This is a genomic window from Streptacidiphilus sp. EB103A (assembly GCF_041261405.1).
GTDB lineage: Bacteria > Actinomycetota > Actinomycetes > Streptomycetales > Streptomycetaceae > Streptacidiphilus.
Genome location: NZ_JBGCAQ010000025.1, coordinates 75446 through 88427, shown reverse-complemented (window position 1 = coordinate 88427; position 12982 = coordinate 75446). Strand labels below are relative to the sequence as shown.

The 12982-nt window shown below is 71.8% G+C and carries 11 protein-coding genes; 6 read left to right on the top strand and 5 right to left on the bottom strand.

The genetic code is table 11. The features are described 5' to 3' along the window. Nucleotides 1-29: 29 nt before the first annotated feature. Nucleotides 30-923 (bottom strand): hypothetical protein, encoded by an 894-nt coding sequence (locus ABH941_RS34140; protein ID WP_370133571.1) that lies wholly within the window; start codon nt 921-923, stop codon nt 30-32. Between the two features lie 177 nt (nt 924-1100). Between ABH941_RS34140 and bioB the strand changes: the two genes are divergently transcribed. From bioB to bioD, 3 genes are all read left to right on the top strand, one after another. Beyond that, on the top strand, nt 1101-2246 hold the full coding sequence (gene bioB, locus ABH941_RS34135; protein ID WP_370133568.1) for a biotin synthase BioB: 1146 nt from the start codon (nt 1101-1103) through the stop codon (nt 2244-2246). An 89-nt stretch (nt 2247-2335) separates the two neighbouring features. Next, nucleotides 2336-3568: an adenosylmethionine--8-amino-7-oxononanoate transaminase gene (locus ABH941_RS34130; protein WP_370133696.1), complete on the top strand. Its 1233-nt coding sequence runs from the start codon at nt 2336-2338 to the stop codon at nt 3566-3568. A gap of 6 nt (nt 3569-3574) precedes the next feature. Continuing rightward, entirely contained in the window at nt 3575-4330 is a 756-nt protein-coding gene (gene bioD / locus ABH941_RS34125) for a dethiobiotin synthase (RefSeq protein ID WP_370133566.1), read from the top strand. Here bioD and ABH941_RS34120 read toward each other — a convergent pair. After that, nucleotides 4320-5261 (bottom strand): chitinase, encoded by a 942-nt coding sequence (locus tag ABH941_RS34120; protein ID WP_370133563.1) that lies wholly within the window; start codon nt 5259-5261, stop codon nt 4320-4322. The genes bioD and ABH941_RS34120 overlap by 11 nt on opposite strands. Before the next feature lie 246 nt (nt 5262-5507). Here ABH941_RS34120 and ABH941_RS34115 point away from each other — a divergent pair, with 246 nt between their 5' ends. Both ABH941_RS34115 and ABH941_RS34110 read left to right on the top strand, forming a co-directional pair. After that, complete coding sequence (locus ABH941_RS34115) at nt 5508-6341, top strand: ABC transporter ATP-binding protein (protein ID WP_370133560.1); 834 nt, start codon at nt 5508-5510, stop codon at nt 6339-6341. Between the two features lie 21 nt (nt 6342-6362). After that, nucleotides 6363-8930, top strand: coding sequence for an ABC transporter permease (locus tag ABH941_RS34110; protein WP_370133558.1), 2568 nt, complete (start codon nt 6363-6365; stop codon nt 8928-8930). A gap of 19 nt (nt 8931-8949) precedes the next feature. Here the strand turns inward: ABH941_RS34110 and ABH941_RS34105 are convergent, their stop codons facing one another. Both ABH941_RS34105 and ABH941_RS34100 read right to left on the bottom strand, forming a co-directional pair. Continuing rightward, on the bottom strand, nt 8950-9369 hold the full coding sequence (locus ABH941_RS34105; RefSeq protein ID WP_370133557.1) for a GNAT family N-acetyltransferase: 420 nt from the start codon (nt 9367-9369) through the stop codon (nt 8950-8952). A gap of 53 nt (nt 9370-9422) precedes the next feature. After that, nucleotides 9423-10364, bottom strand: coding sequence for a hypothetical protein (locus ABH941_RS34100; protein ID WP_370133555.1), 942 nt, complete (start codon nt 10362-10364; stop codon nt 9423-9425). A 105-nt stretch (nt 10365-10469) separates the two neighbouring features. Here ABH941_RS34100 and ABH941_RS34095 point away from each other — a divergent pair, with 105 nt between their 5' ends. Then, a complete protein-coding gene (locus ABH941_RS34095) occupies nt 10470-11684 on the top strand; it encodes a type ISP restriction/modification enzyme (RefSeq protein WP_370133553.1) in 1215 nt (404 codons plus the stop codon). Between the two features lie 16 nt (nt 11685-11700). Here the strand turns inward: ABH941_RS34095 and ABH941_RS34090 are convergent, their stop codons facing one another. Then, nucleotides 11701-12900 carry a PucR family transcriptional regulator gene (locus ABH941_RS34090; protein WP_370133550.1) on the bottom strand — a complete coding sequence of 400 codons (1200 nt, stop codon included), beginning with the start codon at nt 12898-12900 and terminating at the stop codon, nt 11701-11703. Nucleotides 12901-12982 lie beyond the last annotated feature (82 nt).

The following is a 12982-nucleotide window of genomic DNA, read 5'->3' as shown; positions in this document are numbered from 1 at the left end:
CTCAGGGCGAGATGCTCAGGGCGAGATGCTCAGGGCGTGGGCGAGGCGGAGGCGCCCGGCTCCCAGGCCAGCGCCTCGGCCAGGGTGTAGGAGAGGTACCAGGTGGGCGTCTGCAGATCCGCTGTCAGCGGGCTGCTGTCCTGGTAAGCGCTCTGGACGACCGTCACGGCCTGGCCGACGGCGGCGACGTGGACCAGGGTGGCGCCGTTCGCCGGGTCCTGGGACGTGGCGGGCGCGGACGAACTAGAGGCGGAGGGGTGCGCCGACGGCGAGGCGGTGGCCGACTTCGACACCGCCGGGGACGTACTGGGCTGTGCGACGGTCGCCGCGAGCCCCTGGCCCGGCTGCCGGAACAGGAGCGCGGCCTGGGCGGTCTGCCCGGCGGAGAGGGCATGCGCGGCGCGGGTCGCCGCCGTGCGGTCCGGGTAGTAGAGGACCGTCACCGAGGAGTACACCGCCGGCTTGCCGTCCCGCACGTAATCGGCCGTCAGGAACCCGGTGCAGTGCGCCGTCGCGGCCGCCGGAGCGGATGCGGCGAAGGCCGGGCCGCAGGGCCCCTTGGGCTGGTCGAGCACGGCGTACCGGGTTGCCTGGTAGCCCTGCGGGCTGGTCGAGGTGACCGGGTAGCTGATCTTCTTCGGCAGGAGGAAGTCGACCAGGTTGGCGTCGGCCTCGCTGCCCGAAGCGGCCGTCCCGCCCTGCTGTCCCGCGGAGTCCTGGGAGATCCCGTCGGCCGCCGCCTGCTGGTCCAGGCGCGAGGGGCCCAGGTACTGCACCTCGGCCCAGGTGGCCCCCGCCGCGGCCACCACGAGGACGCCGACCAGCACCCACTGCCGAGAGCTGCGGCGTCGGCGCCGATGGGTCGACGACCGGGCCTGGGGCGTGTTCTGGCGTGCCCCCGGCTGCTCCCCCGTCGTGGTCATGCGGAAGAGTGTATGGGGTCCCCCTCGGCGGTGATCAGGGGGTGCGGGCGACAGGTGTTTTCGCTGCTCCAACGGTGCAACTGTGTGGTTCTGTCACCTCGGGACCAATCCTCACGGCGATCTTCTGGCGGGTTCCGCAGTGGCGGCGGTCCCCTCCCGCCAGGCAGGATCACCACCATGGATCTGCTCGAAACCCTCGTCGCCAAGGGCCTGCGCCGCGAACTCCCGACCCGGGAGGAGGCGCTGGCCGTGCTCGCCACCCCGGACGAGGACCTGCTGGACGTGGTGGCCGCAGCCGGCCGGGTGCGCCGCCAGTGGTTCGGCCGCCGGGTGAAGCTCAACTACCTGGTCAACCTGAAGAGCGGACTGTGCCCCGAGGACTGCGGCTACTGCTCGCAGCGGCTCGGGTCCAAGGCCGAGATCCTGAAGTACACCTGGCTGAAGCCGGACCAGGCGGCCGCGGCCGCGAAGGCGGGGCTGGCCGGCGGCGCCAAGCGGGTCTGCCTGGTCGCCAGCGGCCGCGGTCCGACCGACCGGGACGTGGAGCGGGTCGCCGACACCGTCTCGGCGATCAAGGCCGAGAACGAAGAGGTCGAGATCTGCGCCTGCCTCGGGCTGCTCTCCGAGGGCCAGGCCGAACGGCTGCGCGACGCCGGGGTGCACGCCTACAACCACAACCTCAACACCTCCGAGGACACCTACACCGACATCTGCTCCACCCACACCTTCGCCGACCGGGTGGACACGGTGCAGCAGGCGCAGGCCGCCGGGCTGTCCGCCTGCTCGGGGCTGATCGCGGGCATGGGCGAGAGCGACGCCGACCTGGTGGACGTGGTGTTCGCGCTGCGGGCGCTGAACCCCGACTCGGTGCCGGTGAACTTCCTGATCCCGTTCGAGGGCACCCCGCTGGCGAAGGAGTGGAACCTCACTCCGCAGCGCTGCCTGCGCATCCTGGCCATGGTCCGCTTCGTCTGCCCGGACATCGAGGTCCGGCTCGCGGGCGGCCGCGAGGTGCATCTGCGCAGCCTGCAGCCGCTGGCGCTGCACCTGGTGAACTCCATCTTCCTGGGCGACTACCTGACCAGCGAGGGCCAGGCCGGCCAGGCCGACCTGGACATGATCGCGGACGCGGGCTTCGTGGTGGAGGGCTCGGACGAGAAGACCCTGGCCCGCGACCGCGAGTCGGCCGCCGCCGAACCGACCGAGGACGACGCGGCCCCTGCCGCAGACGGAGCCCTGCCCGAGCAGCTTTCCGACCGCCGCCGGGACCTGGTCTCGGTCCGCCGCCGGGGCGCGGGCACCGACCTGCCCCCGAACGCGTGACTGCTCACCCCGTGACGCCGTTCAACCCCGGCGACACCGAGCAGCTGCTCGCGCTGGACCGCGCGCACGTCTGGCACCCCTACGGCGCGATGCCGGCCGCCGTCCCCCCGTTCGCGGTCGAGTCCGCGCAGGGCGTGCGGCTGCGGATGGCGCAGCCGGTCGAGGGCCGGGACGAGCTGGTCGACGGCATGTCCTCGTGGTGGTCGGCGATCCACGGCTACCGCCACCCGGCGCTGGACGAGGCGGTCCGCGACCAGCTGGGCCGGATGAGCCATGTGATGTTCGGCGGCCTCACCCATGAGCCGGCGGTGCGGCTGGCGGCCCGGCTGGTGGAGATCACCCCGGAGCCGCTGCGCCATGTCTTCCTGGCCGACTCGGGCTCGGTCGCGGTCGAGGTCGCGGCGAAGATGTGCCTGCAGTACTGGCGCTCGGTCGGCCGCCCGGCCAAGCAGCGACTGCTGACCTGGCGCGGCGGCTACCACGGCGACACCTTCCACCCCATGTCGGTGTGCGACCCGGAGGGCGGGATGCACCAGCTGTGGAGCGGTGTGCTGCCCCGTCAGATCTTCGCCGACGCGCCCCCGGACGGCTTCGACGCCCCGCTGGACCCCGGCTACGCGGCCCACCTGGACGAGTTGATCGGCCGCCATGCCGACGAGACCGCGGCCGTGATCGTCGAACCGGTGGTGCAGGGCGCGGGCGGGATGCGGTTCCACTCCCCCGCGCTGCTGCGGGAGCTGCGGCGGCTCTGCGACCGGCACGGCGTGCTGCTGGTGTTCGACGAGATCGCGACCGGCTTCGGCCGCACCGGTGCGCTGTTCGCCGCCGACCATGCCGGGGTCTCTCCCGATGTGATGTGCGTGGGAAAGGCGCTGACCGGCGGCTATCTGACGCTGGCGGCGGCCCTCTGCACCGGCGAGGTGGCCGCGGGCATCAGCGGCGGCGAGGTCCCGGTGCTCGCGCACGGGCCGACGTTCATGGGCAACCCGCTGGCCTGCGCGGTGGCGAACGCCTCGATCGAGCTGCTGCTGAGCCAGGACTGGGCCACGAACGTGAGGCGGATCGAGGCCGGTCTGCGCGCCGGCCTCGCCCCCGCCGCCGGGCTGCCCGGCGTCAGCGAGGTCCGGGTGCTGGGCGCCATCGGGGTGGTCCAGCTCGACCACGAGGTGGACGTGGCCGCGGCCACCCGCGCCGCGGCCCGGGAGGGCGTCTGGCTGCGTCCGTTCCGCGACCTCGTCTACACCATGCCGCCGTATGTGACCGGGGACGACGATCTGGCCGCCATCTGCGCGGGGGTCGCCGCCGCCGCAGGGAAGGGCTGAGCTGCGATGACCATCATGCTGGTGACCGGCACCGGGACCGAGATCGGCAAGACCGTGGTGACGGCGGCGGTCGCCGCGCTGGCGCTCGGCGCGGGACGGCGCGTCGCGGTGCTCAAGCCCGCGCAGACCGGGGTGACCTCGGAGGAGCCCGGCGACGTGGACGAAGTCCTGCGTCTGGCGGGCGAACTGACGACCAGTGAACTCGCCCGCTACCCGGAGCCGCTGGCCCCGGCCACGGCCGCCGCACGCAGCGGTCTGCCACCGGTGTCGCCGGAGCAGATCGCCAAGGAGGCGGCCCGGCTGGCCCTGGACCACGACCTGGTCCTGGTCGAGGGAGCGGGCGGGCTGCTGGTCCGCTATGACGAGCAGGGCTCGACGCTGGCCGAGGTGCCGCGCGCGCTGGACGCGCTCGGCCATGCCTGCACCGTGCTGTTGGTGACCACGGCGGGCCTGGGCACGCTCAACACCACGGCGCTGACCGCCGAGGCGCTGCGGTCGCGCGGCGTTGCGCTGCTGGGCCTGGTGATCGGCGCCTGGCCGGCCGAACCCGACCTGGCCGCCCGCTGCAATCTGGCCGATCTGCCGGTCGTGGCCGGGGCCCCGCTGCTGGGGGCCCTCCCGGCCGGGTTGACGGGTGACGGACCGTCATACGACGGAGCGGACCGTGTCTCCCTCCGGAGCACGGCCCGCTCCTGTCTCGCGCCCGCTCTCGGCGGGGTGTGGGACGGCCTGGAGACGGCCCTTCCCGGAATCAGCCGGTGATCTTGTTGAACACCTTGGAGTAGGCGTACTTCACGGCCTTGTCGTAGCTGTCGACCTCCCAGAACGCCAGCTCCTGAACGCCCTTGGCGGCCGCGAAGGTCTCCAGCGTGCTCGCGTTGGCCTGGGTGAAGTTCTCGTTGTCGTCGTTCTTCCCGGCGATCGGGGTCAGACCGATCTTGTTCCAGGTCGCGGAGGAGCTGGTGCCGTAGAGCGAGGCGAGCTGCTTCTCGGTGGCGTTCGCCGCCGACTCGGCATCGTTGAGCGCGTTCTCGCCGTCGCCGAAGTCCATGGTCATGATGTTGACCAGGTTGACGTTGACGCCCTTGCTCCTGGCGTCCTTGAGCAGGGTGAGGGCGTTGGACTCCAGGCCGTTGGGGGCGACCGGGAGGGTGTAGTCCACCTGCACCGAGGGGTTGGACTTCTGCAGCGCGGCCAGGGCCTGGTCGCGGCGGGAGTTGGCCGCGGTGTTGTTCAGGTAGTCGCCCTCGATGTCGAAGTCCAGCCGGGTGATCCCGTAGGTCTTCACGACGTTGGCGTACGCGGCGGTGAGGCTGCTGACGGAGGTGCAGGTCTGCGCTATCTCGCCGCCTGCCGCGCCGCCGAAGGAGACGATCACATTGCCGCCGGCCGACTTCAGCGAGTTGACCTGGGAGGTGAACGCGCCGAGCGAGCTGTTGCCGTTCTCCCACATGGGTGTGCAGCCGGACTTGGGGATCAGGAAGGCCAGCGAGTAGTACTTGTCGCCGCTCGCCTTCAGGTCCGCGGCCATGTCCCCGGCGCTGCTGCTGGACAGCTCCAGATAGGGCGCGGAGTAGTGGGTGGGGAAGGAACCCGAGGCATGGGCCGGGAGGGCGCCTGCGAGCAGGGCCAGTGCGGGGGCGATGGCTGCGGTGGCGGCGAGGGCGACGGAGCGTGTGAGGGTCTTCGCCATGACGACCTTTCAGTTCCTGGGCCGATTCTGGTTAGGAAAGTTTCCTAACCATTGGAGAGGATCGTGGCCCTTTGCCAGGGCACTGTCAAGAGGCCCGTGGGGAAAGCCCACCTGACTGCGCGTAACTGCGTGTAAGGGACACCCGCATGTCTCGGGCGTCCTGCAGGAGGATGCGACTGTCAGTGGCCCCGCATAGGCTCCTCCCAGGCGCCGCACACCAGGCGGCGGACCGACTGGGGGTGGGTCATGCCTGCAATCTCCGAACCCGTACCGCCCGGGCCGCACGGGCCCGAGCCCGGGCCGACGGCTGCGCTGCCGGCCGCCCGGGCCGAGCGCCTGACCAAGGCCTACGGCGAGGGCGACACCCGGGTGGTGGCGCTGGACACGGTGGACGTGGCGATCGGACGCGGCCGCTTCACCGCGATCATGGGCCCCTCGGGTTCCGGCAAGTCCACACTGATGCACTGCCTGGCCGGCCTGGACACGGTCACCTCCGGCCGGATCTGGATCGGCGACACCGAGATCACCGCTCTCAGCGAGAAGCAGCTGACCCGGCTGCGGCGGGACAGCGTCGGCTTCGTCTTCCAGGCGTTCAACCTGCTGCCCACCCTGACCGCCGAGGAGAACATCACCCTGCCCGGCGACATCGCCGGGCGCCGCACCGACCCCGACTGGCTCAAGCGCGTCATCGAGACCCTGGGCATCGGCGACCGGCTCCGGCACCGCCCGTCCGAACTGTCCGGCGGCCAGCAGCAGCGCGTCGCGGTGGCCCGCGCGCTGGCCTCCCGGCCGCAGATCATCTTCGCCGACGAGCCGACCGGCAACCTCGACTCGCGCAGCGGCGGCGAGGTGCTCGGCTTCCTGCGCGGCAGTGTCGACGAACTGGGGCAGACGGTGGTGATGGTCACCCACGACCCGGTCGCCGCCTCGCACGCCGACACCGTGCTGTTCCTGGCCGACGGCCGGATCGTCGAAGAGCTCACCGCACCGACGGCGGACGCCGTGCTGGAGCGGATGGGACGCCTCGACGACCGGGCCTCCGGGACGTCGGGCCCGTCCGGAACCCCCGAGAACCACTGACGAGAGGACGGTGAACGCACCATGCTGAAAGCGACCCTGCGCAGCTTCCTGGCCCACAAGGGCCGACTGGCCCTCTCGCTGCTGGCCGTCCTGCTCTCGGTGGCCTTCGTGGCCGGGACGCTGATGTTCACCGACACCATCAGCGGCACCTTCGACCGGCTGTTCCGCAGCACCGCCCCCGATGTCAGAGTCAGCTCGCACACCGAGGTGGGCACCGGCCGGCAGGACCTCTCCGGCGCGGTGGCCACCGAGTCGGACGCGCTGGTCGCCAAGGTCGCCGCGGTCCCGGGGGTGGCCGCCGCCCGGCCCGGGGTCGGGGTGTCCGGAATCGTGCTGGTGGACGCGGCCAACCACGACATCGGCTCGGTCGGCGGAGCGCCGACCATCGGCGTCAACTGGGTGCCGACCTCGCGCTCGGTGGTGGACCTGACCTCGGGCAGCGCCCCGGCCGGCGACGGCCAGGCGGTCATCGACGCCGACACGGCCCGCAAACACCATCTGACCATCGGCGAGCAGCTGCGGGTGATCGCCGGCCCCGGCAGCTTCCCGATCCGGATCACCGGCATCGCGACCTTCAACACCACCAACCCCGGCGCCACCCTGGTCTTCCTGGACACCGCGACCGCCGAGCACCGCCTGCTCGGCCGCACCGGACTGGTCACCTCGGTCGACGTCACCGCCGCCCAGGGCGTCTCCGACGACGTCCTCAAGCAGCGGATCCTGCCGGTGGTCGGCGCAGGATACGACGTCAAGACCGCCGCCGAGACCGCCAAGGACTCCAACCAGCAGCTGGGCACCTTCCTGGCCGTGATCAAGGACGCGCTGCTGGGCTTCGCCGGGATCGCGGTGCTGGTCGGCATCTCGCTGATCCTCAACACCTTCTCGATGCTGGTCGCCCAGCGCACCCGGGAGCTCGGCCTGATGCGGGCACTGGGGGCCAGCCGACGGCAGGTGAACCGCTCGGTGATGGTCGAGGCGGTGCTGCTCGGGGTGGTCGGCTCCACCCTGGGGCTGCTGGTCGGAGTGGGGCTGGCGCAGCTGCTGATCAAACTGATCGGCGGGGTCGGGATGGAGCTGAAGGGCAGTGAGATCGCCTTCCGCTGGCCCACGCCGGTGGCCTCCTACGCGGTGGGCGTGATCGTCACCGCGGTCTCCGCCTACCTGCCGGCCCGGCGCGCCGCCTCGGTGTCGCCGATGGCGGCACTGCGCGAGGCCGACACTCCGGGCCGCGGCGCCCCGCTGCGGCGGCGGGCCCTGCTCGGCGGCACGGTGCTGTTGCTCGGCGCGGCCTCACTGGCCGCCGCCGGCACCCTGCACGCGGCCGGGACAGCGGCGGCCTACCTCGGTCTGGGCATCCTGCTCAGCCTGATCGGCCTGATCATGACCGGGCCGCTGCTGGCCGGGCCGGTGATCAGGGTGCTCGGCGGCTGGTTCCCGCGGGCCTTCGGCTCCATCGGCGCGCTCAGCCAGCGCAACGCGCTGCGCAATCCGCGCCGGACCAGCGCCACCGCCTCGGCCCTGATGATCGGTCTGGCGCTGGTGGCCGCGCTGTCGGTGGTGGGCTCATCGATGGGGGCCTCGTTCGACAGCCAGGTCGACAAGACCATCGGCGCGGACTTCATCGTCCAGAACGGGCAGGGCCAGCCCTTCCCCGCCGAGGTGGCCCAGTCCGTCCAGGCCGTACCGGGGGTGGGCCTGCTGGTGCGCACCCAGGCCGTCCCGGTGACGGAGATCGCCGCCGACGGCAGCCGGACCAAGGTGTCCATGCTCGGCACCACCAGCGGACTCGACCGCGTAGTGAACCTGACGCTGCGCTCCGGAACCGTGGCGGCGGCCACCGCGCCGGGAGCGGTGATGGTCGCCTCCACCTACGCGGACAACCACCACCTGGGCCTGGGCAGCCGGCTGACGGTGCTGTTCCCCAACGGCACCCAGGTCCCGCTCACCGTCGCGGCGATCAACACCGTCGACAACAGCCTCAGCGGCATCGGCAAGAACCCGGTCACCGGCACCGCGACGCTGCAGCAGTACGCCCCGGGCGTGCAGGACGACGGCGTGTTCGTCGATGTCGCCAGTGGCGCGAACAAGGCGCAGGTCAAAGCCGCGATCAGCACGGCGATCGCCAAGGACCCACAGGTCAAGGTCCGGGACCAGTCCGACTACAAGAAACTGATCCGGCAGCAGATCGACATCCTGCTCAACCTGGTCTACGGCCTGCTGGCGCTGGCGATCATCATCGCCGTGCTCGGCGTCGTCAACACCCTGGCCCTGTCCGTGGTGGAGCGGACCAGGGAGATCGGCCTGCTGCGTGCCATCGGGCTCTCCCGTCGGCAGTTGCGGCGCATGGTGCGGCTGGAATCCGTGGTGATCGCCCTCTTCGGCGCCGTCCTCGGCCTCGGCCTGGGCCTGGTCTGGGGGCTGGCGGCCCAGCACCTGCTCTCCCTCAAGGGCATGCAGGTCCTCTCCATACCCTGGACCACCGTGATCGCCGTCGTCCTCGGCGCCGCCCTGGTCGGCCTGCTGGCCGCCCTCGGGCCGGCCCTGCGCGCCTCCAGGCTGAACGTCCTGGCCGCCATCGCCCACGAGTGACCGGAACGTCCCGGACCGGTCAGAACTTCTTGACCCACCGCCGCCACTGCGGCTCGGGCGCGTACCCGGCGGCGCGCCAGGCCCGCTGCCCGAGCTCGTTGCGCTCCAGCACCATCGCGTCACCGCGACGGCCGCCGAGCGCGGTGAAGCGCTGCTCCGCCGCCTCCAGCAGCGCGGCGCCGATCCCCTGACGGCGCGCGCCGGGGTCGACCGCGAGCCGGTAGAGGTGACACCGCCAGCCGTCCCAGCCCGCGATCACCGTCCCGACCATCCGGCCGTCCCGCTCGGCGATGATCACCGCCTCGGCGTCCCGGGCGATCAGACGCCCCACACCGTCCTCGTCGTCACTGATGCTCGTGCCCTCGGCGGCGGACTTCCAGAACTCCAGCAGCGCGGCGACGTCAGCGGGGGTGGATGAACGAATGATCAGATCGGCCATGAGCAGAGGCTCGCACATCCACCCGAACGCCTGCGAGTCGTTTCCCCGCCGACTCAGCCCACCTGACGTGGGAAGCTCACCTTCAACACGTCCAAGATCTGTGGACCGGAATCCGCCAGCGCGACGTGCTGCGGCCCACCCCGCACACTCAGCTCAGTACTTCCGCAACCGGTCATACGATCGACCACCACGGCTACCGGCGACGTGTCGTTCACGCCCCCGCTCCCCCGGTAGAAATCGACAGTGAGCTCGCTGCCGATATCCGCCGGGCAGTTGTACACCCCGACCCCCGGCGTGGGCAGGGCGTTGACCAGTGCGACCACCTTCGCCACCTGCCCAGGGTCGGTCACGGTCGCGAGAAGCCGCACAGCGGCCGCATGGCTGCCCGGGTTGGGACCCGGAGTGGCGGTGAGCACGATCCGCGTCACTCCGGACGGGATCACAGCCGCCGCCGGATGTGCCGGCCGCCAGGTGTCGTGGCTGTCGACCCGCAGCAAGGTGCTTCCGTCGTGTGCTGCCACCTGGATCCCCAGCTCACGCAACTGCAGCAGCGCGGTGGCCGAGCGGCCGAAGGAGAGGAACGGCGCCGAACCGAACGAGCCCGTGCCCGTGAGGGCGGCGCCCGCAGGGACACGGGACATGAACCAGGCAACGGCCTGGTCCTGCGTCCCCGGGTAGGTCCACCACCCGGTCGTGACCACATCATTGCCACCGGAGGGCAGCGGCGAGAAAAGACCGGCGGATCCGGCGGGCGCGCCGGCCAGCCGACGCGCCCCGGGCGGCGCGACGAAGGCCCGGAGCGCCGCAGACACATCCGCCCGAGCAACCTGCTGCGGCGAGGCGCCCGAGGACCGGGCCGGCGACGCCGTGATCGAAATGGTGGTCGAGGCGGAGTCGGAAGATGAAGCGGGGCCAAGCTGCGCGGCACACCCCGCAATCACTGCCACGCCGGCCGCAAGGAGCGCCATACGGTTCGCAGTTGCAGTCATGGCCATCTGACGCAGCACCCCCGTACCCGGTTCCCCGGTCCGAGGGTTCCCTCTGCCGACGTCACGCCCGTGTCGGACCGGCTCGGTACGATGGCCGCCGGGAGGTGCAAGGTGGCCGGAGCGCCGCTGCTCAGCGAGCTGATGCCGTGGTCCGTGCCGGGGCTGCGGGCGGGGCGGGGGTGGGTCAGGTCCGCGCACCCCGACATCCTGGCCGCGCGCTGGCGACGGCTGGCCGAGGCCGAACCGCCGCTGCGGGCCGAGCTGTTCCGGGCCAGCAGGTCGCGCACCGTCGACAGCGCCGTCCCGCAGCTGCCGGGGCAACGGACCTCCACGAGGCGGCTGTCCCAGGAGCCGGGGCCGGCGCCCGAGCCGGTCCGGGTCCGGCACGGCGCCTTCGACCGGCAGTGGCTGCTCGCCGACCAGAGACTACTGGACCAGCCCAGACCGGAGCTGTGGCGGGTGGCAGACGGACGGCAGCTCTTCGCCACCGTCCAGCCGTACGACGCCGGCGAAGCGCCGTCGCTGGCCTTCTCGACCGAGCTGCCCGACGGGGCCCGCCCCAAGGGTCTCGGCCGAATCCATCCGCTCTACCGCCGCCCCGGGGGCCTCGATCCCAATCTGACACCCGGTCTGACGGCCTTCCTGCGGCGCAGGCTGGGCACAGGGGTCCGGCCCGAGGATCTCCTGGCCTGGATCGCCGCCGTGACCGCTCAGTCGGCTGCCCGCACCGGCGAGGACGTCCCGGTGCCGCTCCCCACCGACCCCGCGCTATGGGCGGAAGGCCTGGCCCTGGGCCGTCGCGTGCTGTGGCTGCACACCTACGGCGAGCGCTTCGCCACCGAACTCGGCCCGCTCCGGATGCCCGGCGGACGCCGTCCCTTCGTCCGGGAGCGGGTCACTGGCCTTCCCGACGCCCTGGACCATGACGCCGAGGACGACTCGCTGCTGATCGGCACCGGCCGCCTCTCCCCCGTCGCCCGCAGCGCCTGGGAGTTCCACGCCGCCGGCGAACCGGTCCTGTCCCGCTGGTTCACCGAACGCTGCGCCGACCCGGAGGCCCAGCCGGGAACCCTGGAGGCCCTGGGCCTGACCGGCTGGCCCCAGCAGTACACCGCCGACCTGGTCGACCTGGTCACCGTCCTGACCCAGCTCGCCGAACTGCGCCCGTCCCTGGCCGACCTCACCACCCGTGCAGCCGACGGCGGAATCACCACCGACGACCTGTCAGCAGCCGGAGTCCTCCCGAGCCCCGAGCACTCCCGCCGCCCCGCCTCTGTTCTGCTGCACCACGAGGAAGGCCCCGACGGCCAGTTCGCCCTGCTCTGACCGCGCCAGCGCAGGGTCAGCTGACGCTGATGCGGCGGTCGATTTCGAAGGCGAGGCTGAGCTCGGCGATCGCGCGGGGTTCGCTGAGGGAACGTCCGGTGTGTTCCTCCAGGCGACGCAGGCGATGGCGCACCGTGTTGGGGTGGCAGAACAGGGTTTCAGCGGCCAGGTCGGCCGAACCTCCGCGGTCGAGCCAGACCCCGAAGGTCTCCAGGAGCAGGGTGCGCTGGACCGGGGGCAGCCGGTCCAGCCCCGCCAGGACGCCACGAGCGACGCGTCGCATGATCTCCGGGGCGCTCGCGGCGGCGACGGCCAAGGGGTCACGGTCGAAGACGGTGACCCGGCGGCCCTCGAAGGCACCGAGGAGCGCGATCCTGGCCAAGCGCAGGGCAGGGGCGGTGTTCATCAGGTCGTCGTACGACGGACTGATCCCGACGTGGCCGACGGTGCTGGAGCCGATGATGCCGGCGAGGCGTTCAAGATTCCGGGCGGACCCGGCTAGCCGGACGATTCCCACCTCGATGTCGTGCAGCAGGTGCCATGCCGAGGGCGTGCCAACGGCCCGGAGAGCCTCCTCTGCGCCGTGGACCGCATGCAGTCCGGCCTCGGGGACCTGGGCTGCGACGGCGACATAGGGGCCCTGCGCCGGGATTCCCAGGACTGCGGCAGCATCCCAGCCGTCGGCGCCCGCAGGCCGGCCCTCCAGCAACGCCCGTACCAGGGCCGAGCGTTGCTGCTCGCGGCCGAGAGCCTGCGCGGTGAGTTCCTCGCGATACCCCTCAGCCATGTGCTGGGTGTAGGTGTCGAGCACCAGCCACATCTCGGACGCTGCCCGGACAGTGACCTCCGCCGGAACACCGCCGCGGGCGGCCTCCTCCGACAGACAGTCCCACAGGAAGCGGGCGGCTACCCGGTAGGCCTCCATCACCGCCGACAACGGCACGCCTGCCATCGCCCGCCTCCGCCCGTTCTCACGCGACTCGGGCGACGAGAGCGCTGGGGCACGACCAAGTGGGCCGAAGACATAGGTGACGTTGTCAAGACAGGTCCGACGCAGCTCCTCGCTGCTGATCACGGCATCGGTGGCGTAGACGGGCACGGCCGCCTGGATTCGGGCCACCATCGCGTCAGCGATCCGCTCGGCCCGGTCCAGCATCCGCGCACCCAGCCGTTCGACCTGGGCGCCGAGGTCGTCCTCCTGCGGTGACTGTTGCACAGGCCAATGCTAGCCGGTTTCAGGGAGGGAAAAGCTTGAGATTCCAGGAGCGTGGCACAGCCTGATTGTTCCCAGCAACAAT

Excerpts from the sequence above, each read along its gene's own strand:
- ABH941_RS34140 (WP_370133571.1), bottom strand. The coding sequence starts at position 923 with ATGACCACGACGGGGGAGCAGCCGGGGGCACGCCAGAACACGCCCCAG.
- bioB (WP_370133568.1), top strand. The coding sequence starts at position 1,101 with ATGGATCTGCTCGAAACCCTCGTCGCCAAGGGCCTGCGCCGCGAACTC.
- ABH941_RS34130 (WP_370133696.1), top strand. The coding sequence starts at position 2,336 with ATGCCGGCCGCCGTCCCCCCGTTCGCGGTCGAGTCCGCGCAGGGCGTG.
- bioD (WP_370133566.1), top strand. The coding sequence starts at position 3,575 with ATGACCATCATGCTGGTGACCGGCACCGGGACCGAGATCGGCAAGACC.
- ABH941_RS34120 (WP_370133563.1), bottom strand. The coding sequence starts at position 5,261 with ATGGCGAAGACCCTCACACGCTCCGTCGCCCTCGCCGCCACCGCAGCC.
- ABH941_RS34115 (WP_370133560.1), top strand. The coding sequence starts at position 5,508 with ATGCCTGCAATCTCCGAACCCGTACCGCCCGGGCCGCACGGGCCCGAG.
- ABH941_RS34110 (WP_370133558.1), top strand. The coding sequence starts at position 6,363 with ATGCTGAAAGCGACCCTGCGCAGCTTCCTGGCCCACAAGGGCCGACTG.
- ABH941_RS34105 (WP_370133557.1), bottom strand. The coding sequence starts at position 9,369 with ATGGCCGATCTGATCATTCGTTCATCCACCCCCGCTGACGTCGCCGCG.
- ABH941_RS34100 (WP_370133555.1), bottom strand. The coding sequence starts at position 10,364 with ATGGCCATGACTGCAACTGCGAACCGTATGGCGCTCCTTGCGGCCGGC.